This is a genomic window from Staphylococcus coagulans, assembly GCF_002901995.1.
GTDB classification, from domain to species: Bacteria; Bacillota; Bacilli; order Staphylococcales; family Staphylococcaceae; genus Staphylococcus; species Staphylococcus coagulans.
On sequence record NZ_PPQN01000011.1, the window covers coordinates 170,644 to 194,300 of the forward strand.

Consider the following 23,657-nt stretch of genomic DNA (forward strand, 5'->3'; position numbering starts at 1 on the left):
ACCTTCTTTCAAAACTTCAACAAATTCCATTTTATATAATGGTTGCGAAACAGAACGCTAAATAAATTTTAGCGCAACCAATATTGAGTTCACTTTATTTTCTATACTATCTGCTCTAGATGTAAGTACAATAGGAAAGCGTGCGCCTAAAATCAAGCTCGCAACTTTTGCATGGCCAAAGTAAGTAAGCGATTTATAGAGAACATTTCCTGCATCAAGACCAGGTACGATTAAGACATCAGCATTGCCAGCTACTTTCGTGTGTATCCCTTTTTGGATTGCACTTTTCTTATCAATTGCATTATCTAAAGCATACGGCCCTTCAATTAGGATATCCTCATCGATAGGATGCAACCCATAAAATTGCTGTAATGTTTGCGCTTTTAAAGTTGAAGGGATTTTGCTACTGACTTTTTCAACGGATGATAAAAGTGCAATATTTAATGAGTCATAGTCTAGTTGTCTCGCAAAACGGACAATATTATTAATCATTGCTTTCGTATCTTCAACTGAAGGGTCGATATTTAAGGCTACATCAGAAATCATGAGTAATTTGTGATAAGTCGGTATTTCACATATTGCAAGATGATTGAGAAAAGGTTTTGAATCCACTGCATTTCTTTTTAACACTGCTGATAAAATTTGAGCAGTCGGGATTTGCCCTTTCATCAAGATATGTGCTTTTTGATGATAGAGATCGTCTAAACAGTGTTCTATTGCTTCATCTTGAGATTCAAATGTATGAATATGAATGCGTGTTAATAACTCTGGCGATAGGTCAAATGAACGTATCATCTCTGAAGCATCTTGATAATTGTATAATATAAATTCCGCTTTAGTTTTATTCAAAACTTCAACAATCACGTTGATTAATGGCTCTTCAGTTGCATTAATCATTGCAATGGTTCCACTAAAATTTTGATGCCCTTTTAGTAATGCTTTAAAATTCATATCACATCATCCTTTAAGCCTTTGATTTTGTTCTATCATTTCTTTCGCATTTTGTTTTGTAAGATCAGTTACAGTCGCCCCTGAAATCATTCGAGCAACTTCAGTAATACGAGATTCCCCGTTTAGCTCTTGTACGGTTGTCGTTGTACGCCCCTCTTTTTCTTGTTTGGAGATATATAAATGATGGTCACTCATGGACGCAACTTGTGGCAAATGAGAAATACAGATGACTTGTATCACAGCAGATATTTCTTTCATTTTTTCAGCCATTTTTTGAGCGGCCTGACCTGAAACACCTGAATCCACTTCATCGAATAGAATTGCTGTTTGTCCTCTGGAACGCACAAAAATACTTTTCAATGCCAGCATAATACGTGATAATTCGCCACCACTTGCAATTTTATTTAAACTTTTTAAAGGTTCACCTTTGTTTGGACTAATTAAAAATTCGACACGTTCAAGACCTTCTTTTTGTGGTTGGTCGTATGGCTTAAATGATATTTCGAGATTTGCGTCCTTCATTTGTAAATTCTGTATTTCATTAACAATCCGATCTCTCAGTTGTCGGGCGACAAGTCTTCTTTCTTTGGACAAAACCTGACCATGCTCAATTAACTGAGCAGATAACTGTTTTATCTCATTTCGTAATTGTGAAGTGCTTTCTTCGTAGTTTTCAATCTTATCAATTTCCTCAGCGATTTTAGATTGATACGTGATTAACTCAGAAATGTCCTTTCCGTATTTTCTTTTTAAGTTGTTTAATAAATTCATACGTGATTCAAGTTCATTTAAATATTGCTCGTCGAAATCAGTTCGATTAATTTCATCATAGATCTGATGTTTTGCATCTTCTAAAGTATAGTAGAATTGGTCGACATCTTCTTTCAGTTTTTGAAATGTTTCTGGTAATATCTCATCAATTGTCTGCAAATGTGTGCTTAATGTATAAAGTCTATCAGGGATTGCTTGTTCGTCGGTCAACGTCTCATAAGCCGCATTAAGTGCAACACTTAAGTTTTCTGAGTTTTGAATTCGCTTAATATCAATTTCTAATTGTTCGATTTCGCCTTCTTTTAATTGGGCTTCTTTTAATTCGTCATATTGAAATTTCATTAAGTCCAGACGTTGTAACAAAGCTTGGTCTGCAGATTCAAGTGCTTCAAGCTCTTTAATTTTTGAGTGATGTTGATTAAATGTCTCTTCATATTGGCTTAATGCTTCTGCATATTGTCCGTCTGAATAGCGATCAAGTAATTCGATATGATATTTTTGTTTAAGTAAAGTTTGAGTTTCGTGTTGTCCATGAATATCGAGCAATGCCTGCATCACTTTCCTCAAATCTTGTAGCGTTACGGTTTGATTATTGATGCGGCAAATACTTTTACCCGAACTAAATATTTCACGTTTTACAATTAAGAAGTCTTCATTAATATCAATACCCAGCGCATTTAATTCTTGTATTGCCTCTTCAGCGTGATCAATATCGAAAATGCCTTCAATAATCGCTTTTTTCTCACCGTGTCGGACAAAATCGGACGATGCGCGCATACCAATTAATTGACCAATAGCATCGATAATAATTGATTTACCTGCACCTGTTTCACCACTTAATACTGTAAGTCCGTCTGAAAATTGAATATCTAGCGTGTCTATTATTGCAAATTGTTTTATAGAGAGACTTTGTAACATCTAACATCCACCCTTATAACATATTGAATATTCTTGCCTTAATTTCATCTGCCGATAAATGGTCTTTACAAATAATAAGGCATGTGTCATCTCCACAAATCGTCCCTAGAACTTCTTCCCAATCAATTTGATCGAGAATGGCACCTATTGATTGCGCATTACCTGGTAACGTTTTTAATACTAACAAATTGTTTGCACTATCAATTTTTACAAATGAATCCATAAGATAACGACCCAGCTTTTCTAAAGGATGATAGCGTCGGTCGTTAGGTAAGCTATAAATATATTGACCACTAGCGGCTGGAACTTTAATCAGTTGAAGTTCTTTAATATCACGAGACACAGTGGCTTGTGTTACATTCATTTCATAATCATTTAAGCGCTTTACAAGTTCGTCTTGTGTTTCAATTTGTTCATTAGAAATAATTTCTCTGATTTTTATATGTCTCACAGATTTTTTAGGCATATTTGACACCTCATAACGAATATTTATACATTGATTTTACCATAATCTTATATGATTTACCTAATCAAGACATGCGTAAGTATAGTCATTTATGCATACTAAGAATAACAAAAAGGGGTTGAGACTTCTTGACGTCCCAACCCTGCTAAACCATACATATTTGACTACTGATTTTTATTTAAAAATTCTTGTACTGTATGAACAAGGGGTTCGCATGTTAAACCTAAATCTTCAAGAATTTGGTCTACATTCCCATGTTCGATATAAATATTATCAATACCTAGGCGCTTGACACGATTTGTAAATGAATGATCAGTGAAATAATTAGCAATTTGACTACCCAATCCACCATTAAGCATGCCTTCCTCTACAGTAAGTACTGGAATATTGATTTCACCTAATTGCTTTAATGTAGCCTCATCCATTGGCTTAATGTAGCGTGCATTAATAACACGGGCCTTGATGCCAAGTTTTGATAATTCATCCGCCACTTCCGTGAGTGTTGACACTGTAGGGCCGTAACTAATGAGAGCAATGTCGTCCCCTTCTGTTAGAGTTTCCCATGAGCCAATAGGGATATGACTGCGATTTTCATTAATTTTAACACCTAATCCATTGCCACGAGGATAACGAATTGCGATTGGACCTTGCTCATAATGCATAGCAGTATAAATTAAATCCTTCGCTTCATTTTCATCTTTAGGCATCATAACGGTCATATTTGGAAATTGCGTTAAGAAACCAACATCAAAGATACCTTGATGTGTTTCGCCATCAGCACCAACTAAACCTGAGCGATCAATACCAAAAATAACGTTTAAATTTTGACGATCTACATCATGTAACACTTGATCGTATGCACGTTGCAAGAAAGTTGAATAGATTGCAACGTATGGTTTCATACCTTCCATTGCAAGGCCAGCAGCCATTGTAACCGCATGTTGCTCTGCGATACCAACGTCAAAAAACTGTTCTGGAAGCTCAGATTGGAATTTAGTGAGTTTAGAACCGACTGGCATCGCAGGTGTAATCGCAACAACGCGTCTATCCTTTTTAGCATATGAAAGAATTTCGTCGCTCATCAATTGACTCCATGATGGTCCTACAGGTTGCCCTTTTATTTGCTCACCGGTATCAAGTTTATAAGGTCCAAGGCCATGCCAAGTTCCAATCTTATCGTTTTCGGCTGGATGATAACCTTTACCTTTTTTTGTTACCACATGAATTAATACAGGCTTATTAATCGAGTCGGCAGCTGTCAGCGCATTTTCCAACTCTTCAAAATTGTGGCCATCAACAGGTCCGATATAACGAATACCTAATTCCTCGAAAAATGCACCATCTACAACTAAATATTTTAAACTATCTTTAATACGGTCAGCAGATTCACGTAATCGGCTCCCCCCAGGTAATCGACTTAACACGCTTTCTGCATCGATTTTAAGACGATTGTAGCTTTGATTCATTCTAATTCGGCCTAACATATTATGCATTGCACCCACGTTAGGTGCAATGCTCATCTCGTTATCATTTAATATAATCGTCATATTCGTACGATCATGGCCGATATTGTTTAAAGCTTCAAGCGCCATTCCTCCAGTTAGGGCACCGTCACCTATTACAGGGACAATGTGGTTATGCTTACCTAGTATATCTCGTGCTTTAGCCATGCCCATTGCTGCTGATAATGATGTGGAGCTATGCCCGGCTTCCCACACATCATGTTCAGATTCTTTTAATTTTGGAAATCCACATAATCCTTTATATTGTCTTAATGTATTAAAATCATGACCACGACCCGTTAAAATTTTGTGCGTATAGCTTTGGTGGCCTACGTCCCAAATAATTTTATCTTCGGGGCTATTAAAATGCTTGTGTAAAGCAATCGTCAATTCAACGACACCTAGATTAGCACCGATATGCCCCCCGGTTACAGCACATGTTTGGATTAAAAACTGTCTTATATCGTGACTCAATGATTCAAGCTCACTTACAGAAAGACTTTTTAAAAATGAAGGATCCTGTATATTTCTTACGTCCATTGAAATCACCCTTAATTTTTATGTCATTATGATTATAACATTACATGACTTTTATAGTATAGATTGAAATTAATTCTGTCGCTGATAAAAAAGCGTTAATAATTGCATTAAATCGGTTGTGTTATAGTTTGTGGACAACTGATTTAACAGTGCTTCCGCATTTTGAATATGGTTTTGAAGTTGTACCTCAGCCTCAGCTTGACCTAGTAAAGAAACATATGTGCTTTTATGGTTGGCTTCATCACTACCTACAGGTTTACCTAACTGGTCTGCATCACCATAAACGTCCAAAAGGTCGTCTTTAATTTGAAATATGACGCCAAGATGCTTAGAAAATTGAATTAACTGCTGTGTTACTTCAACTGGGGGTTGTGCGATAATTGTTGCTGCTTCAATTGCAAATACAATAAGTGCCCCCGTTTTATGAGAATGAATTTGTTCCAATTGCTTAAGATCAATCGCTTGATTTTCACTTTGCATATCTAAAACTTGGCCACCCACCATACCTGTATGGCCACTTGCTTTACTAAGGGATTGAATCAATTTCACCTTTTTTTCTGCACTAATGTCTTCATTATTCGTAATCATTTCAAATGCCTTGGTAAGCAATGCATCACCAGCGAGTATTGCGAGCCATTCACCATAAACCGTATGATTTGTCGGTTTACCACGTCTTAAGTCATCATCGTCCATAGCAGGTAAGTCATCGTGTATTAACGAATATGTATGAACCATTTCAAGTCCTAAGGCGACACTAAAGCCACTTTTTAATTGCTTTGGATTTAACATTTGAAGGGTTGCTAGCAAGAGTAGGGGTCTAATACGCTTTCCTCCCGCTTCCAATGAATAACGCATACTTTCTTCTAAACGGGTTTTTAGACTCGTATCGTTAACTGAACGATGCAATACCTCGTTAAATTGGTCTAATAAGTTACTCAGATTTTGGTTCATCACTTTCATCTGCCTCTTCGTCCATAAGTTGTGAAACTTTCTTTTCTGCATTTTTTAAAGTTGTTTCACATGACTTTGATAGTGCTATTCCTTTTTGATACAGTTCTAATGATTTTTCTAAAGAAATCGTATCATTATCTAACTGATTCACAATTGATTCGAGTTCTTGCATCATTTCTTCAAATGAATTATTTTCTGTTGTCATTATTCCACCTTACCTTTTTAATTGTTGCATCTAGCTTCCCATCTTTCATTGTGACTTCAATATTGTCACCTTCGTGAATATCTTGGCTACTTGTGACTACATTATCGTCCTTCATCACAATCGAGTATCCTCTTAACATTGTTTTCGTTGGGCTTAAATTATCAAGCGTGAGCAACTTTTGTTCAAACTGCTGCTTCTTTTGTGTGATGATACGCTGCATTTGCTTATTCAATGCGCTTTTAAAATCCAAAGATTGCTGTTTTTGACGCTGAATATAATCATAAAAATACTTGATGCGAATACGTTGCTGAATGATATGAAGGCGCTGTTTTTCATATTGAAAACGATATTGCATAGACTGATGAAGCATTCGGTCTAAGTCGTCGCGCTTTTGTGTTTGTTGGTCGTACAAAAGCGAAGGTTGCTTAAATTTATAATAAGATTGATATTGATTCAATTGCTGTGTTGCTTGCTTTAAATATTGCTTTATAAAACGATTTAAGTAATGACGACTTTTTGCCAATATCTGCAAAAGTTCTTTTTGATCAGGTGTAGCTAACATAGCTGCTTGAGTCGGTGTAGCAGCCCGTAAATCTGCCACATAATCGCTTAATGTGGTATCTGTTTCATGACCTACAGCAGAAATGACAGGCGTTTGGCATGAAAAAATAGCTTTAACCACTTCTTCTTCATTAAAGTTCCATAAATCCTCTATAGAGCCACCGCCACGACCTAAAATGATGACATCAACATCTAAACGATCTGCATATTGCAATTTTTCGATGATATCATTTTTAGCCTGACCCCCTTGTACAAGGGTACTGATTTTAATCTGCTCTGCTAAAGGATAACGGCTATTGAGTGTGTTTTGAATATCACGAATTGCAGCACCAGTGCTTGCGGTTAATATTGCAATTTTTTTCGGATATTTTGGCACTAATTTTTTATGTGATTGATCAAAATAGCCTTCTTTTGTGAGTTTAAGTTTTAACTGTTCGAACTTTTGATATAAGTTACCAACACCGTCAAGTTGCATTTTGTTTACATAGATTTGGTAATTACCACGACGTTCATAAACAGAGACACGTGCTTCAATGAGGACTTGATCGCCTTCTTTAGGTTCAAAATCCAAATGTGCCGCTTGGGCTTTGAACATCATAGCGGCAACAACGCTATCTGCATCTTTAACAGCAAAGTAAAGATGGCCACTGCTATGTCTTTTGAAATTTGAAAGTTCACCTTTGATTAGAACAGATTGGAGATGTGGATCTTGGTCGAATTTGAATTTAATGTATTTTGTTAACGCAGAAATTGTTAAATATTTTTCCATGTTATCACTCAATTTCTTTTGATATGACTTAATACGCCATTGATAAATTTATAATTGTCGTCATCACTAAATTGTTTAGCCAATTCAACAGCCTCGTTAATAATAACTTTTTCTGGTGTGTCACTATGATCAATTTCAAATGTCGCCATTCTTAAAATGATGCGGTCTGATTTTAGTAAACGTGGTATTGTCCAACCATTTAAATGTGGGCTAATCTTTTCATCTAACACATTTTGGTGGTCTTTGACACCAGAAACAAGCCATTTAATGAAGTCAAAATCTAAATCGGGATAGTCATCTTTAATAAAGCTAATGGCTTCATCGATTGTTAGTTCTGTATCTTTCATTTCTAGTTGAAATAATGTTTGAAAAGCTTGACTTCTCGCTTGTTTTCTACTCAATTTATTACGCTCCGTTCTTAAAAAATTAGTGACTATTTTTTAGCCATTTCTATATGTGTAATGTGAACATTAATTTGTTGTGGTGAAAGTGCAGTCATTGTATGAATAGCACTATGAATGGATTCTTGAACTTTCAATGCTGTTTCTGACACTTTAACGCCATATTGTAATGAACAATAGACATCGATAAAAATTTCATTGTCTTTCGTGTCAATTTTGATACCTTTGCTTAAATTTTTGCGTCCAAAACGTTCTAATGTGGAATTTTTCAAGTCAGAAAATACACCATGTACCCCTTTTACTTCTGAAACAGCAATACTAGCAATTAAGGAAATAACTTCGGGAACGATTTCGACTGTACCTAGATTTGGGTTAAAATTTTCAATTGATTTAACCATATGAAATACCTCCATTCAAATTAATCTTCATTATTCATGATATCGTATATCTCTAAAAACTTTGTGCTAAAGAAACCTTCATTAAAAACAGGATGGTTTAACAATCGGATATGAAATGGAATTGTTGTGTCAATACCTAAAACTACAAATTCGTTCAAAGCACGTAAACCAGACATAATGGCTTCTGCTCTAGTAGGTTGATGTACGATAAGTTTCGCAACCATTGAGTCATAGTACGGAGGTATTAAATAATTTGTATAACAAGCAGAGTCGATACGAACGCCAAACCCGCCTGGTGTCAAATATTGTTCGATTTTGCCAGGTGAAGGCATAAAGTTTTTATAAGGATTTTCTGCATTGATACGGAACTCAATCGCATGCCCATTGATCTTGATATCTTCTTGTTTATAAGGGAGTTGCTCACCCATGGCAACTTTTATCTGTAGTTTCACTAAATCAACACCTGTTACCATTTCTGTAACAGGATGCTCAACTTGGATTCTCGTATTCATTTCCATAAAATAAAACTGGTTTTCATCCAAATCATAAATAAACTCTATGGTACCCGCATTAAAATAATTAACAGCTTTTGCTGCCCTTATTGCAGCATCGCCCATTTCTTTCCTTTTTTCTTCAGTTAAAATTGGTGATGGTGATTCTTCGACTAGTTTCTGCATGCGCCGTTGAATAGTACAATCGCGTTCTCCTAAATGAATCACATTGCCATGTTCATCCCCAATAACTTGTATTTCAATATGTCTGAAGTTCTCGATAAATTTTTCTAAATAAAGACCGCCATTACCAAATGCAGTTTCAGCTTCTTGTTGAGTCATTTTATAGCCATTAATCAATTCATCTTTGTCTCGTGCAATACGTATACCTTTACCGCCACCACCAGCTGTGGCTTTAATAATAACAGGATATCCAATTTTATCTGCAGTTTGAATCGCATCTTCTATTGTATTGACTAATCCTTCACTACCGGGTACGACAGGTACATTTGCGCGCTTCATCTCTTCTTTGGCAATATCTTTAATTCCCATTTTTTGAATAGATTCATAACTTGGCCCTATAAACTTAAGTTGAACCGCTTCACACAATTCAGCAAAATCCCCATTTTCTGCTAAAAAGCCATATCCTGGATGAATTGCATCGCAGCCAGTCGATGTCGCTATCGATAATATGTTAGGTATATTCAAATATGAATCTTTTGATTGCTTAGGTCCTACACAGTAGGCTTCGTCAGCTAGTTGAGTATGTAATGCATCTTTATCGCCTTCTGAATATATCGCTACTGTTTGGATACCTAATTCGTGGCACGCACGAATAATTCGTACTGCAATCTCACCACGGTTTGCAATTAATATTTTTTTCATGTTATTTCACCTTGAATAAGGCTTGGCCATACTCAACCATTTGTCCGTCTTCAACGAGAATTTCAACGATTTCTCCTGAGACTTCAGCTTGAATTTCATTAAACAATTTCATCGCTTCAAGAATGCAGACAGTCGTATCATTAGATACTTGATCTCCAACTTGAACATATGCGCTTTCTTCTGGTGAAGGTGATTTATAGAATGTACCAACCATTGGTGCGTTGATAGTTTGAAGTTGATCATCACTTGAAGTTGCTTGGTTCATATTTTGATCAGGTGTTGATGATACTTGTTCAGTAAATGTATTAGGAGCTCCAACAGGATGCGTCGGTGCAATTTGTTGAGTGACAATTTCTTTTTCTTTTTTTAGATTAACGATAGTCCCTTTATCTTCTATATTAATTTCAGTTAAGTTAGAGTGATCTAGAATATCGATTAATTCTTTAATCTCTTTAAAATTCATTTTGGTTACTCCCTTATGATTGATTATTTCTACCTTACTATTTTACTTGAGTGAAAGGGGCAATTCAAGAAAAGTCGTAATTCATGTGTTGTCATATCGAAAAACATTAAATCAAAAAAAGACTTGCATCGGATGTATAAAACATGATGCAAGCCCTTTTTATTTAGGTATATGTTAGATATTGAACGATGAATACAATTACGCGCGTGAAACGTAACTTCCATCTGTTGTATTAATCACTAAGACGTCGCCTTCGTTAACAAATAATGGCACGTTTAATGAATAACCTGTTTCAACAGTAGCTGATTTTGTTGCTCCTGTCGCAGTATCACCTTTGATACCTGGTTCTGTTTCAGTTACGCGTAGTTCAACAGTTTTTGGAAGTTCTACGCCAATTGTTTCGCCTTCATATGTTTGAATTTGAACATCCATGTTAGCAACTAAAAACTTCAATTCATGTTCTAAATATTGTGTTGTAAGTTCTGTTTGTTCAAATGTTTCATTGTCCATAAATACATGGTTGTCCCCATCAGCATATAGATATTGCATACGACGGTTTTCAATCATAGCAGGTTCTACTTTTTCACCAGCACGGAATGTTTTTTCTTGAATTGCACCTGTTCTTAAATTACGTAATTTTGATCTCACAAAAGCAGACCCTTTACCAGGTTTAACATGTTGGAATTCTAAAACTTTCCAAATACCATTATCGACAGAAATGGTTAAACCTGTTTTAAAATCATTTACAGAAATCATTCAGTTTCCTCCTCAGATTCACTCTTCTTATAAAATAATAAGGTCTTTTCGACAATTAGTAAAGCATTGACCGCCATTTTCTGTAATTAAAATGTCATCTTCAATACGAACACCACCAAGACCATTTACATATATACCCGGTTCGATCGTAACACAGTGATTGATTTCAAGAACGGTATCAGATTTTTGAGAAAGCGCTGGTTGCTCATGTACATCTAATCCAATGCCATGACCTAATGAATGACCAAAATTGTCGCCGTAGCCCGCATCAGTAATCACTTGACGTGCGATTGAGTCGATTTCTTTACCAGTCATACCTGCTTGAATCGCCTGGATTGCTGTTTCTTGACTTTTTAATACGATGTTATAAATTTTGATCATTTCGTCAGAAGGTTGCCCCACCGCAAATGTTCTCGTAATATCAGAACTGTAGCCTTGGTAGTAAGCTCCAAAATCTAAAGTAACCATATCCCCGGATTCGATTACTTTATCTGATGCGACGCCGTGTGGTAGTGCGCCTCTTTTACCAGAAGCAACGATTGTATCAAATGATGTATCATCTGCACCTAGATGTAACATTTTACTTTCCAAATGTGCTTTTAATTCTTTTTCTGTCATACCTGGTTTTGCCACAGTCAGAATATGTTCGTAAGCTTGGTCAACGATATCCGCTGCCTTTTGAATCAATTTAATTTCGTCCGCATCTTTTACGCGACGAATTTTTTCAATTTCATCTCCTATTGATATTAAATCGTGACGACCTTGATTTAATTTTAAAAAGGCATCATAAGAAACAAGGTGTCCTTCAAAGCCTATATTTTGAAGGTTTAATTCTTGAATTTGTGTGATTACACTAGAATAAAGATCACTTTCTTGTTTAACAATTTCAAATAATGGTGCCTGTTCAGTTGCTTGATCGATATAGCGAAAATCCGTAATTAAACGGGCTTGATCTTGTGTAATTAATAAGCCGCCGCTTGTTCCAGTAAAGCCAGATAAATAACGTCTATTGAAATCTGTGAGAACAACTAGGCCATCTAAATGTTTTTCTTGTAATAGACTTCTTACTTTATTTATTCTATTTTTCATGATATTTTCCTCCTTGATATTTGTACTTAACTATATGATACCTTAAAATATAAACAAGTATAATGAAAAACTATTAATGTTTAGGAGTTTATTATGAAAAAAAGAATGTTTGCGAGTTTAGGGCTAACGTTGTTACTAACGGGGTGTGGGAGTCAAAATTTATTGCCTCTTGAAGAAAAAAGTACGGATTTGAGTGACAAAAATCATGATTTGAAATTAGAAAATCAAGAACTCAAAAATGAAAATCATAAAAAACAAAAGCAATTAGATGCGTTGAAAAAAGACTCAGAAAATACTGGACAAGCTAAAACAAACAAAAAAATTGCAGATTATTTACAAATATCTTCAAAATATTATGGCTCAGTAACAAAAACAATTAATGACTATCAAGCGATTGATAATCAAATTATGAAGAATAAAAAGGATCAAGATGTTATGGATCAACTTGATGGTGTTATTGAAGCGCATGATGATGCGATTAATCAATACAAAGAGAGCGTGAATGATTTATCGATTGTAAAAAAAGATGATAATGTAAAAAAACAACATAAACAAGTGTTGAAAGTACAAAAAGACATCAAAACAGCCTTAACTGAAATTAAAAAAGGTTATGCAAAAAAAGATTTGACTTCTATTCAAAGAGGACGTCAAAATTTGACAAACATTCAAGTAAAGAATGATAATTTGAAACAAAATTAAAGAGGTGTATATAGAGATGAGCGCTTTGCAAAAAATCCTATTTGGTATCGTGATTATTATTGCGATAATCGGGTTAGTGTTGAATTTAGATCTTGTTTTATTTGGAATATTTAAATCAATTATCATGCTTATTGTGATGATTGCTGTGATTTATTTGATTTATTTCTTTTTCTTTTTAACGCCCGATCAAAGAAATTATAAATTGAGAGTGTGGAAAAATCGTTATCGACGCCGCAGATAATCCTCTAAGCGAGAAATATTAACTAAGAACAATAAAAAGCATGGCACAGTAATTCGCGTCATGCTTTTTATTCATTGATTTTATTTTCTGTATAAAAATGCTTCCGAGCGATATTTTTCTTCCAACGCTTTTACTTCTTCTTGTTGAGCCTCGGTCAATTCAAGCGGTTGATATTCCAAATCTAAAGCTTTTTTAAAGCCTTCTTTAAAGGCTACTTCCATTTCGGTTAATGATACATGACTATCAGACAAATCATTAATTGCAACCGCTTTTTCTACAAAAGCTTCCTTCATTTTGGCTTTTAATCGATCATTTTTAAAAATAAACATATCAAATAGATCATCGATATCGACATCTTGTAGTATTGAACCGTGTTGTAAGATAACGCCTTTTTGACGTGTTTGCGCACTTCCGGCGATTTTTTTACCTTCGACAACAAGTTCATACCAGCTTGGCGCATCGAAACATACCGAACTTCGTGGTTGTTTAAGTTTCTCACGTTCCTCTTTAGAGCGAGGTACTGCAAAATATGCATCAAAACCGAGTGACTTGAAGCCTTCCAATAAACCTTCAGAAATGACGCGGTACGCTTCAGTTACTGTTTTAGGCATATCTGGATGAGACTCAGGAACGATCACACTATATGTTAACTCTTTATCATGTAAGACACCTCTACCTCCAGTTTGTCGTCTTACAAGTCCGTAACCTTTTTCTTTTACTTTGTCGATATCGATTTCTTTTGATAAACGTTGGAAATAACCAATCGACAATGTCGGTGGATTCCACGTGTAAAATCTGATGACGGGGTCGATTTCCCCTCTTGAGACAAAGTTTAATAATGCTTCATCTAATGCCATATTATAATATGGGTCATGGCTCCCTGTATTAATAAAATGCCAAGTTTCTGTCATTTGATTTAAAGCCTCCTATGAATGACTTTGGCATATGTAGTGATTATATAAAAATACTAACATATGTCACAATATAAAAATTTTGATAAATCAGTCTATCAGTCTTATAATAATAATATCGGTATTTTAGGGAGGATGCAAGATGAGTAACATAACATGGATTGTTTTGATTGTGTTGGCTGCCGTCATTATTTGGATGGTAATTAATTATTTGATTAATAAAAAATCTGTTACAGAATTGGATCAAGAAGCTTTTCAGCAAGGCATTCGAAAAGCACAAGTCATTGACCTTCGTGAAAAAGCAGATTATGACTATGGTCACATTAATGGTGCAAGAAACATACCTATGACCATGTTCCGTCAACGCTATCAAGGTTTGCGAAAAGACCAACCGATTTATTTGGTTGATGCCAATGGTATCGCAAGTTATCGTGCGGCAAGAACGTTAAAGAAAAAAGGATATAAAGACTTATACATGCTAAAAGGCGGTTACAAAAAGTGGACTGGCAAAATTAAGTCTAAAAAGTAATTTTTAAAGCTAGAATGCTCCAACTTGACGATGGGGGCTCTAGCTTTATTTTAATGCTCAGATAGGTTGGGCTCATCCTCTCTATGAGCTTGTGTTATATATCATCGTGTTTAAATGTTACTGTTACTTTAATTGCACGCTTTAACTCAGTTCGATTGCGAATCAAACTGTGTATGCTTCGTATCCTATTGCAGTTAATCAAATCATTATATTCAATCAAAAGAACCCTAGCGTGTGCTGCTTTGCACGTACTAGGGTTATCTTTTTATTTTTCTTCTTTTAAATTCTCAAATTTTAATATAGGTTTACGTGCTGCTGTTGTTTCATCTAACCGGTCGATTATCGTTGTATGTGGCGCTTCTAAAACCTTATCAGGATCTTCTTCTGCTTCTTTAGCAATTTGAATTAAAGCGTCACAGAAATAATCTAACGTTTCTTTAGATTCTGTTTCAGTTGGTTCTATCATCATACCTTCATCAACAATGAGAGGGAAATAAACAGTAGGTGGATGAACACCAAAATCTAAAAGCCGTTTAGCCATATCTAATGTACGCACACCCAATTTTTTCTGTTTTGTACCGCTCAGTACAAATTCATGCTTACAATATTGGTCAAATGGAATGACAAAAGTATCTTTAAGTCTCGCTTTCATATAATTTGCATTAAGCACAGCTGCTTCTGACACTTCTCTCAAACCTTGGTAGCCCATTGAGCGAATATATGTGTAGGCACGTAAATAGATACCAAAATTACCATAAAACGGTTTAACGCGACCAATCGAATGTTTAATTTCATTATCGTATTCAAAACGATCTCCATTTTTAACAACAAGTGGTTTTGGTAAATATTCTCGAAGGGCCTTTTTAACACCAATTGGACCTGAACCTGGTCCACCGCCGCCATGCGGGCCAGTAAATGTTTTGTGTAAATTAAGATGTACAGCATCAAAGCCCATATCACCAGGTCTAACTTTATCCATTATGGCATTTAAATTAGCGCCATCGTAATAAAGCAATCCGCCTGCTTCGTGTACGATGTCTCGAATCTCCATAATATTAGTTTCAAATATTCCTAATGTATTAGGGTTTGTTAACATAATAGCTGCAGTTTTATCGCTGACTAATTCTTTAAGGTGATCTATATCGACTTCACCTTTTTCATTAGATTTCACAGTGACTGCTTTAAAGCCAGCAAATACGGCTGAAGCTGGATTTGTACCATGAGCGGAGTCAGGAACGATGACTTCATCACGCTGTGTGTCACCATTTTGTAAATGGTAGGCTTTGAAAATCATTAAAGCAGTCCACTCACCATGGGCACCAGCAGCGGGTTGTAAAGAAATTTCATCCATGCCAGTAATTTCTTTAAGCTCTTCTTGCAAATTGTAAATAATTTCTAATGAACCTTGAACTTGATTCACATCTTGAAGCGGGTGTGATTCAGCAAAGCCAGGTATGCGTGCGGCTTTTTCATTTACTTTAGGGTTGTATTTCATTGTACAAGAACCTAGTGGATAAAAGCCTGTATCTACACCGAAATTTTTATGAGATAGTTCTGTATAATGGCGAACAAGATCTAATTCTGATACTTCTGGAAATTCCGCCTTATTTTTACGAATGAATTTTGAATCTAGTAACTTTTCCGCGACATTCTCGTTTATCTCTTTTTTAGGTAATGCATAGGCAAAACGCCCTTCTTTTGAACGTTCAAATATTAATGGACTAGATTTACTTACCATTTAAATCACCCGCTTTCTTAACAAATGTATCAATTTCAGCTTTTGTTCTTAGTTCAGTTACAGCGACAAGCATATGATTTTTGTATTGGGGATCAACGACACTTAAGTCGAAGCCACCAATAATACCTTCTTCAAGTAATGATGCGTTTACTTCTTCGATAGGTTTGTTGAATTCAACGACAAATTCATTAAAAGAAGTGTCTTCATTGACTTTAAAACCATTGCTTTTAAACTGAGCTTTAGCATAATTTGCATTTTCAATATTTTGTTCAGCTATGTCATAAATGCCTTGTTTACCTAAAGCGGACATCGCTATTGAGGATGCGAGAGCATTTAAAGCTTGATTTGAACAAATGTTAGATGTAGCTGTTTCACGTCGAATATGTTGCTCGCGCGCCTGTAATGTTAAAACAAAACCGCGGTTACCTTCATCATCTTGTGTTTGACCTACTAAACGTCCAGGTATCTTTCTCATTAATTGCTTCGTTGTCGCAAAATATCCACAGTGAGGTCCGCCGAATTGAGAAGGGATTCCAAACACTTGTGTATCACCAACAACGATATCTGCACCAAATTCTCCTGGTGGCGTTAATAAACCTAATGAAAGTGGATTAGCATAGACAATAAATAAAGCTTTTTTGTCTTTAATAAGCGCTTGAATGGCTTCTAAATCTTCTATTGAACCATAGAAATTAGGATATTGAACAGCAACAGCTGCTGTGTCATCGTCGATTGCTGCTTCAAGTTTTTCTAAATCAGTGATTGTACCTTCTAAATCGACTTCCACAACTTCATATTGCTCACGAATTGCAGAATATGTGTGTAACACTTGTAATGCTTGATAGTGTAAGCCTTTTGAAACCACAATTTTACTTTTTTTAGTTTTTCCCCAAGCTAACAAACACGCTTCAGCAAAGCTTGTCATGCCGTCGTACATCGATGAGTTCGCTACGTCCATACCTGTTAACTCACAAATCATCGTTTGAAACTCAAATATAGCTTGTAGTTCACCTTGTGAAATTTCAGGTTGATAAGGTGTATAAGCAGTGTAGAATTCTGATCTAGAAATCATGGCATCTACCACTGCAGGTGCATAATGGTCATAAACACCCGCGCCAAGGAAACTTGTATGTGTTTCTTTAGTTGTATTCTTATTTGCAATTCGATTTAATCGCTTTAGCAATTGGGTCTCTGGTTCAGCTTCTTCGAGATTTAAATCTCGGTTTAGAAGTATATTTTCAGGAACGTCACTATATAAATCTTGAATTGAGTTTACCCCAATCATTTCTAACATGTCCTTCTCATCTTGTTCAGTTAATGGAATATAACGATGACTCACACGATTCACTCCCTATTTTTCAATTTGATTTTTTTTAACAATTTGCGCTTTTACTTGTTTTTTTCTAACTTGTATAATAATTTCTTTTCCCATTTCAAATTCATCACGTTGAATAATTCCCATGCCAATTGAATGTCCTGTAGAAGGGGACTGAGTTCCAGACGTGACTTCACCTATTTCTTTGCCTTCTAAATTGTAAATGGTATAACCTGTTCGAGGTATCCCTTTTTCAATCATTCGTAAGCCAATTGTACGTCTTGGCGCACCATTTTCTTTTTGTTCTTTGAGTACTGATTTTCCAATAAAATCGGCTTCAATGAGAGGTTTAGCGGCAAATGCAATTCCTCCTTCGTAAGGTGTAATCGTTTCACTTAAGTCTTGCCCATGCAGAGGTAAGCCAGCTTCTAAACGTAAAGTATCACGTGCACCTAAACCACAAGGTACCACATCAAGAGAAAGGAGCTTTTCCCAAATGGTAACAACGTCTGTACTATCGCAATATATTTCGAAACCATCTTCTCCTGTGTAGCCTGATTGAGATAAAATGACTTTTTTATCAAATAATTCTACCTCTTTTTTAAATTCAAACATTTTCATGTCGCTGATATCATCTTGAACCTGTGCTTGGATTAATTGACGTGCGTTTGGACCTTGTACAGCGAGTTGTCCGTAGCTTGATGATACATTTTCAATCTTTGCATCAAAATCTTGACTATGGTCAACAATCCATTGATAGTCTTTTTCTACATTTGCAGCATTAACAATAAGTAAATAACGTTGCGTATTCAATTGATAAATAACTAAATCATCAATTACACCACCGTGTTCATTGCACAATGCTGTATATTGCGCTTTTGAAAGTGTTAGTTGTTCTGTGTCGTTTGAAAGTACATACTGTACTAACTTTGCAGCATCAGGACCCTCGATGATAATTTCCCCCATATGACTCACATCGAATAACCCTACATTAGAACGAACAGCGTTATGCTCTTCTTTAATACTTGAAAATTGAACAGGCATTGCCCAACCACCGAATTCAACTATTTTTGCACCAGCATCAACATAGTGTTGATATAACGGGGTTTGTTTTAAACCTTCAGACATGAAAATACCCTCCTAATTGTTTAATAAAAAAACAGAAGAGTAGTTGAACTACTCCCCTGTTGAAATCCCTTCAGGAATGCGTCACAATATTATCCTTTTGCCTGAGAGATTCGTAATCCAAGTTACTTGCTCCTTCGGCGATGGCCCATGCCATGCTCTCTAATATTGATCGTTCGCAAATATTATGTTTTTAATTTCATTAAGTGTTTCTCGCAATGATATTTTGGATGAAATCTTAATGAATGCGATTTCATTATATCTTGAATTACGACTATAATACAAGCTTTTTAAGGTTTCATGACTTTTTTTGTTTGCATTAGGTCGATGCGCATCATTTTTGATACGTTCATATAATATTTCAAAGGGGGCGTCTATCCAAACAACAGTTATTTGCTGTTTTTTTAGAAAATTGAATGTTTGATCATCTGATAGAATACCGCCACCTGTGGCTATAATATCATATTTTTCTAGTGCCTGTTTTAAATATTGATATTCATATTTTCTAAATGCTTTTTCACCTTCTAACTCAAAAATTTCTGGAATTGATTGATTCAATTGCGCTTCAATCAAGATGTCTAAATCAGTAAATGAGCAATTGAGTTCATGTGATAAAATTTTGCCAATTGTGGATTTACCTGCGCCCATGAATCCTATTAGTACGATAGGCATTTTACTAGTTGTCTTCAATCGTTACTCACCTTTTTCTATTGTTTGCCTAATGTGATGTTCATAATCATCAGAAATAGCATCTATTGCTTGTAATTTTAGACTATAAATCATTAAATAAAAAGCATTAAATGAAAAATAAGCAGTAAATATAACGAGTAATAAAGGTAGTGTGAACCCTTTTTTAGAACAGAATTTCTTTTTCGTGAAAACCATTCCTTTCACGGTACTTTATATGCATTAAAATATATTTGTTACTAACTTTTGTGAAAACTACGTTCATAACCTCATTACATAGCGTAATATTTCCTCTATGATTTACAGTTTTAATAATCTTTTGATTTTGAAGATAATAAGTAATTTTAGATTGTTTGTTTTGAATTTCAATCCCCTTTTTTAGTATCAATACATCTTTAATATCAGTGCGGTTCAAATGGTCAGAGATATCTTTAATCATCATTTCTAAATCATAAGTTCTATCATCAAAGAGTGTGTGTTTAAGTTGGCTGAATGTCATGATAAAAATTGGCATGAGCATCATGATTAAGCATTGCGCTAGTAATGCAATCAAACTTTCAATGAGTGTGAATCCCCTTTTTGATATAACAATATTTTTGATGTGACTGTAAATTTTGTATACAAATCCTTTGTTTCTGAGGAATGACTTCATAATTTGCTATTCTTAACCTTTCATGTGGAATATTTTTTCTAACAATTTGGTATAGTGCTCGCTTTAGCTCCAATTGTTCGACTTGATTCCGGTAAGTGGCTAACATTTGTTGATTTAACGGAAGTATTTGATTCGTTAAAACAACTAAGACAGAAATCGCAAAAAGCGCTTCTATTAATAAGTAACCTTTTTTTATTTTAAATATTTGATACGGTACCTCCCTTGTTCAATATGAAAAATCAGAGCAATCGTTTGTCCTTGATATTCAAAATATAGCGTTCCAAACTTTGAAATTTGTCCTTTTTTATCAAATTTAAGATATGGTAGATTAGAACTCGTTTTTAAGTTAAGAGGATTTAATTTAAGCAAGCGTGTTGTTTGAGGATATGAAGTAACTATTTTAATGTCATTGTATTGTTTACGAAAAAGCATCAATATGGACTGATGATGTTTTATCGCCTGTGATTGATAGAAATCAATCTCGCTTGTAAGCTTTTTAATTTCATATTCACATTGTAGATGAGAGAAATCAAATTTTGGATGTGTAATCACAATGGATAGAAAAACTATGATAATTGATAACACAACTAGCATTTCTACAAGTGTATAGCCATCACGACGCAATCGCTTCGCCTGCATTTATAGAAATTGTTTCTCCAGATTTACATTGCTTTTGACTTTCTTTAATATAGCCTTCTCTAACTAAATCATCGATCGTTGCAGGTTTGTGATTGAACTTTAAAGCATAAGCTTCGATTTGACTATCTATCATTTTCAATTGTGCGCTACAGCCTGTCTTCTGAATGTGCTCAGATTGTTTAGCAATGTTAGGAATGATTAAAATTAGTAATACACTAATGATTAATAACACGAGTAACATTTCTATGAGTGTAAAGCCTTTTTTAACTAATAATTTTGTCATTATATTTTTAATCATATCAATATCTCCTATTCTTTTATCGTTTGCATCATTTCAAAAATGGGAAGCATCATGACTAAATAAACACATAATACGAGTAAGCCAATTAAGGTGAACATAATGGGCTGAATCCATTTAATGTGTTGGTGTAAAAAATATTCAATATGGTCAAGTAAAAATATGCTATACATTTGGAGTTCGACATCCAATTTATCTCGCATTTCACCATGTTGAATATAATGAATAAGCTGATTTTCAAAACAATTGAGCTGGGTAAATATAGTTGAAAAGGAAACGCCATTTTGAAGTTGATATTGCAAAGTACGACCAATATATGTGAGAAATAAACTTTCTTGTTGATGGATATAAATTTGGACAATGTCATTCAATGTGATGCCATTTTTAAAAAATAAAACGAAATGATTTGTAATGTTATAGGTGTTGTAAAGTTTGTAGTATTTTCTGAGGAATGGGAAGCGGTTAATCCATTGAATTTGCTGACGAACAGTAAGTTGCTTAAAAAAGTGGCGAACTAAAAAGAAAATAGCGGTCAAACAAAGAAGTAGAGCTAATGAAGTGAGTGGGAAGTTTTGGATGAAAGCTTTTATGATTTTTTGTAATAATGAGGCTTCTAACTGCATATTGTCATACATTTGATTAAATTGAGGCATAACGGTGTGGTTCAAAGTCGTGATTAGCGCGAAAAAAATAAAAATAAGTACAATAGGATATTGTATTGTTTTAACAAATTGTTTTTTAAGCTTTCTGTTTTTACTATAAAATTGGTGGCATAATTGCAGAGTTTCTGGGAGAGAACCGTATTTTTCAGCGAAATATAATTGGAGTAATACGGTTTGCGGATAACCTAAAATACGGAAAACTTCATAGCATGAAGCACCTTGATTCAAGGCGTTGATCAATATTGAATGGAATCGTTTGTTTTTGATTTGGAGTTGATCATATATAAACTTCATCGCTTCAGCGAAAGTAAATCCATGCACTAATAGTTGTGATAGGCGTTCCATTATTAATAGATGATTTGAGTTTATATGACGTAATGTTCGCCTATGTTGAATATTTTCGTAATATTTTTTCATCGATCACGCCTTCTTGGTTTAAAGAATGTAACTTATCTACTAAGCTTTCAAATGCTGCAGGTAATTTAAAATTGTTTTTCAAGAAAAATTGAATTTCAGATTGATTCATTGTTTCATAAACAAGTTGTCGGTTATCTTTTTTAGTTGTAATTAAACGTTGGTTAATAATCATATTAATAGATTGTGACAAGTCTTGCTGTGACAGTCCCATTTCTAATAGTCTTAATAATACACCTGAGCAATCATTTGCATGAATTGTGGATAAAACTAAATGACCACTTAAACTCGCTTGAATGACGTCTCTGGCAATATATTTATCTCTTATTTCACCAATTAGAATGACATCTGGATCGCATCTTAAAATGGCTTTCAATGAAGAACTATAAGTGATATCTGCTTTTTCATTAACAGAAATTTGTGTGATCCCGTTTACGAGCTGTTCGACCGGGTCCTCAATGGTGATAATATTAAGATTTAATTTTTGCTTTGCATAAACGACCATTTGATACATCAGCGTACTTTTACCTGCACCGGTTGGACCACTAAATAATATGAGGCCCTGCTTTTTTTCCATTGTTGTTTTAATATCTATCACTGAGTCTATATTTGAAGTTTGGAAATATTGGGGTGTTAAGCGTATGACACAACTTTCAGTACCTAAATTAAGTGGTAATGTAGATACGCGGAGATAATATAAATTTTTATACTCATAAATATATCTACCGCTTTGTGCTTTGTGGCGTGTTGTAATATCAAGTCCAGCTTGAAACTTTAAAAGCGTGAGCAATTTTTGATAGGTTTCTTTATTCAATGTGTCATACATGATTAACTGGTCTTTAACTCTTAATTTCACCTCAACTTGTGATTGTGAAGGTATAAAATGAATATCACTTGCTTCACTTTGAATCGCATATTGAATGACATGGTCAAATAATAATTGCATAAAAATCACCTCTTACATCTATACACGTAAGAGGTGTTTAAATTACTTTAAAATTTTTAGCCATGAAGATAAGGATTCATATATTCATTTTCAACAGTCGTGAATGGACCATGTCCCGGATATAATGGCAACGTTTCATCTAAATTAAAAATCTTATCTTGAATTGAATCAACGAGTGTTTCATAGTCACCGCGGTATAAATCTGTTCTACCAATGCCATTATTAAATAAAGTATCTCCAACAACTGCAAATTCATCAAAAACATACGTCAAACTTCCTGGTGAATGTCCAGGTGTATGCAATGCATCAAATTGAAATTGTCCAATTTGATGATGACCCTCTTCAATTGCAGTAGGATTTGCATGGCTTGTGATGATTGGTAATCCATATGCTTGGAATTGAACAGAGCCATTTTTTTCTGGTTCAGAAAGAAAATCAAATTCTTCAGGATGCATATATACTGGCACGTCATATTGTTTTAAAACATCATCTAGTGCTGCAATATGATCAAAATGTGCATGAGTAAGCAAAATTGCTTTCAATTGCTTTTGAGATTGCTGAATACGATTTAATATTTTTTTGGATTCTGAAGATGGGTCGATTAAAATCAATTCGGTATCATTTTCAATAAAATACGTATTTGTACTGACTATCCCTAAAGTCAGGTAGGAAATTTTCATGTTT

The 23,657-nt window shown here is 34.8% G+C and carries 27 protein-coding genes and 1 riboswitch; of the genes, 3 read left to right on the forward strand and 24 right to left on the reverse strand.

Translation table 11 applies throughout. The annotated features are described in order from the left end of the window. Nucleotides 1-57: 57 nt before the first annotated feature. The 13 genes from CD118_RS03120 to CD118_RS03180 all read right to left on the reverse strand — a co-directional run bounded on the left by CD118_RS03120 (nt 58) and on the right by CD118_RS03180 (nt 12,117). Nucleotides 58-951, reverse strand: coding sequence for a phosphate acyltransferase (locus CD118_RS03120; RefSeq protein WP_060829870.1), 894 nt, complete (start codon nt 949-951; stop codon nt 58-60). 6 nt (nt 952-957) lie between these two features. Continuing rightward, entirely contained in the window at nt 958-2,640 is a 1,683-nt protein-coding gene (gene recN, locus CD118_RS03125; RefSeq protein ID WP_050345587.1) for a DNA repair protein RecN, read from the reverse strand. Nucleotides 2,641-2,653: 13 nt separating this feature from the next. Then, nucleotides 2,654-3,106, reverse strand: a complete 453-nt coding sequence (gene ahrC, locus CD118_RS03130) for a transcriptional regulator AhrC/ArgR (RefSeq protein ID WP_050330830.1) — start codon at nt 3,104-3,106, stop codon at nt 2,654-2,656. 164 nt (nt 3,107-3,270) lie between these two features. After that, on the reverse strand, nt 3,271-5,148 hold the full coding sequence (gene dxs, locus CD118_RS03135) for a 1-deoxy-D-xylulose-5-phosphate synthase (protein WP_103356228.1): 1,878 nt from the start codon (nt 5,146-5,148) through the stop codon (nt 3,271-3,273). Between the two features lie 69 nt (nt 5,149-5,217). Beyond that, entirely contained in the window at nt 5,218-6,099 is an 882-nt protein-coding gene (locus CD118_RS03140; protein WP_103356229.1) for a polyprenyl synthetase family protein, read from the reverse strand. After that, nucleotides 6,080-6,304, reverse strand: a complete 225-nt coding sequence (locus CD118_RS03145) for an exodeoxyribonuclease VII small subunit (protein ID WP_016425152.1) — start codon at nt 6,302-6,304, stop codon at nt 6,080-6,082. Before CD118_RS03145 ends, CD118_RS03140 begins: the two co-directional genes overlap by 20 nt. Next, the gene (gene xseA / locus CD118_RS03150; RefSeq protein ID WP_060829868.1) at nt 6,288-7,634 is read right to left on the reverse strand and encodes an exodeoxyribonuclease VII large subunit; all 1,347 of its coding nucleotides are present in this window, start codon (nt 7,632-7,634) and stop codon (nt 6,288-6,290) included. The genes CD118_RS03145 and xseA overlap by 17 nt, the downstream gene beginning before the upstream one ends. Nucleotides 7,635-7,642: 8 nt before the next feature. Continuing rightward, entirely contained in the window at nt 7,643-8,035 is a 393-nt protein-coding gene (gene nusB, locus CD118_RS03155) for a transcription antitermination factor NusB (RefSeq protein WP_050330826.1), read from the reverse strand. Nucleotides 8,036-8,067: 32 nt separating this feature from the next. Beyond that, entirely contained in the window at nt 8,068-8,433 is a 366-nt protein-coding gene (locus CD118_RS03160) for an Asp23/Gls24 family envelope stress response protein (protein ID WP_050330825.1), read from the reverse strand. A gap of 20 nt (nt 8,434-8,453) precedes the next feature. Continuing rightward, on the reverse strand, nt 8,454-9,809 hold the full coding sequence (accC, locus tag CD118_RS03165; protein WP_050345583.1) for an acetyl-CoA carboxylase biotin carboxylase subunit: 1,356 nt from the start codon (nt 9,807-9,809) through the stop codon (nt 8,454-8,456). A gap of 1 nt (nt 9,810) precedes the next feature. Further along, nucleotides 9,811-10,272, reverse strand: coding sequence for an acetyl-CoA carboxylase biotin carboxyl carrier protein (gene accB, locus CD118_RS03170; protein ID WP_060829867.1), 462 nt, complete (start codon nt 10,270-10,272; stop codon nt 9,811-9,813). Between the two features lie 198 nt (nt 10,273-10,470). Beyond that, nucleotides 10,471-11,028, reverse strand: coding sequence for an elongation factor P (gene efp, locus CD118_RS03175; RefSeq protein WP_016425158.1), 558 nt, complete (start codon nt 11,026-11,028; stop codon nt 10,471-10,473). Between the two features lie 27 nt (nt 11,029-11,055). Further along, nucleotides 11,056-12,117, reverse strand: a complete 1,062-nt coding sequence (locus CD118_RS03180) for a M24 family metallopeptidase (protein ID WP_060829866.1) — start codon at nt 12,115-12,117, stop codon at nt 11,056-11,058. 93 nt (nt 12,118-12,210) lie between these two features. Here CD118_RS03180 and CD118_RS03185 point away from each other — a divergent pair, with 93 nt between their 5' ends. After that, nucleotides 12,211-12,816: a hypothetical protein gene (locus CD118_RS03185; protein WP_060829865.1), complete on the forward strand. Its 606-nt coding sequence runs from the start codon at nt 12,211-12,213 to the stop codon at nt 12,814-12,816. A gap of 25 nt (nt 12,817-12,841) precedes the next feature. Continuing rightward, entirely contained in the window at nt 12,842-13,057 is a 216-nt protein-coding gene (locus tag CD118_RS03190; RefSeq protein ID WP_037559273.1) for an SA1362 family protein, read from the forward strand. Between the two features lie 80 nt (nt 13,058-13,137). Here the strand turns inward: CD118_RS03190 and CD118_RS03195 are convergent, their stop codons facing one another. Further along, entirely contained in the window at nt 13,138-13,968 is an 831-nt protein-coding gene (locus CD118_RS03195; protein WP_060829864.1) for a lipoate--protein ligase family protein, read from the reverse strand. Nucleotides 13,969-14,164: 196 nt separating this feature from the next. On the opposite strand from CD118_RS03195, the gene CD118_RS03200 reads away from it, so the two are divergent. Beyond that, nucleotides 14,165-14,497 carry a rhodanese-like domain-containing protein gene (locus CD118_RS03200; protein ID WP_371317743.1) on the forward strand — a complete coding sequence of 111 codons (333 nt, stop codon included), beginning with the start codon at nt 14,165-14,167 and terminating at the stop codon, nt 14,495-14,497. Nucleotides 14,498-14,762: 265 nt separating this feature from the next. Here the strand turns inward: CD118_RS03200 and gcvPB are convergent, their stop codons facing one another. The 10 genes from gcvPB to CD118_RS03250 form a co-directional block, all read right to left on the reverse strand. Beyond that, nucleotides 14,763-16,235 carry an aminomethyl-transferring glycine dehydrogenase subunit GcvPB gene (gene gcvPB, locus CD118_RS03205; RefSeq protein WP_050330819.1) on the reverse strand — a complete coding sequence of 491 codons (1,473 nt, stop codon included), beginning with the start codon at nt 16,233-16,235 and terminating at the stop codon, nt 14,763-14,765. Then, the gene (gene gcvPA, locus CD118_RS03210) at nt 16,225-17,574 is read right to left on the reverse strand and encodes an aminomethyl-transferring glycine dehydrogenase subunit GcvPA (RefSeq protein ID WP_060829863.1); all 1,350 of its coding nucleotides are present in this window, start codon (nt 17,572-17,574) and stop codon (nt 16,225-16,227) included. The genes gcvPB and gcvPA overlap by 11 nt, the downstream gene beginning before the upstream one ends. 12 nt (nt 17,575-17,586) lie before the next feature. Beyond that, nucleotides 17,587-18,678: a glycine cleavage system aminomethyltransferase GcvT gene (gene gcvT, locus CD118_RS03215; RefSeq protein WP_103356230.1), complete on the reverse strand. Its 1,092-nt coding sequence runs from the start codon at nt 18,676-18,678 to the stop codon at nt 17,587-17,589. 79 nt (nt 18,679-18,757) lie between these two features. Continuing rightward, a riboswitch (glycine riboswitch) is annotated at nt 18,758-18,851 on the reverse strand. Then, nucleotides 18,838-19,365: a shikimate kinase gene (locus CD118_RS03220; protein WP_240621893.1), complete on the reverse strand. Its 528-nt coding sequence runs from the start codon at nt 19,363-19,365 to the stop codon at nt 18,838-18,840. (Overlaps the previous riboswitch by 14 nt.) 163 nt (nt 19,366-19,528) lie before the next feature. Continuing rightward, nucleotides 19,529-19,876: a hypothetical protein gene (locus CD118_RS03225; RefSeq protein ID WP_240621895.1), complete on the reverse strand. Its 348-nt coding sequence runs from the start codon at nt 19,874-19,876 to the stop codon at nt 19,529-19,531. Nucleotides 19,877-20,206: 330 nt separating this feature from the next. Next, nucleotides 20,207-20,653 carry a competence type IV pilus minor pilin ComGD gene (gene comGD / locus CD118_RS03230; protein WP_103356232.1) on the reverse strand — a complete coding sequence of 149 codons (447 nt, stop codon included), beginning with the start codon at nt 20,651-20,653 and terminating at the stop codon, nt 20,207-20,209. Further along, entirely contained in the window at nt 20,628-20,951 is a 324-nt protein-coding gene (gene comGC, locus CD118_RS03235) for a competence type IV pilus major pilin ComGC (RefSeq protein WP_050330815.1), read from the reverse strand. The genes comGD and comGC overlap by 26 nt, the downstream gene beginning before the upstream one ends. Before the next feature lie 11 nt (nt 20,952-20,962). Continuing rightward, the gene (gene comGB / locus CD118_RS03240; protein ID WP_103356233.1) at nt 20,963-22,030 is read right to left on the reverse strand and encodes a competence type IV pilus assembly protein ComGB; all 1,068 of its coding nucleotides are present in this window, start codon (nt 22,028-22,030) and stop codon (nt 20,963-20,965) included. Then, nucleotides 21,999-22,973 (reverse strand): competence type IV pilus ATPase ComGA, encoded by a 975-nt coding sequence (gene comGA, locus CD118_RS03245; RefSeq protein ID WP_103356234.1) that lies wholly within the window; start codon nt 22,971-22,973, stop codon nt 21,999-22,001. The genes comGB and comGA overlap by 32 nt, the downstream gene beginning before the upstream one ends. A gap of 56 nt (nt 22,974-23,029) precedes the next feature. Continuing rightward, nucleotides 23,030-23,653 (reverse strand): MBL fold metallo-hydrolase, encoded by a 624-nt coding sequence (locus CD118_RS03250; protein ID WP_060829858.1) that lies wholly within the window; start codon nt 23,651-23,653, stop codon nt 23,030-23,032. Between the last annotated feature and the right edge of the window lie 4 nt (nt 23,654-23,657).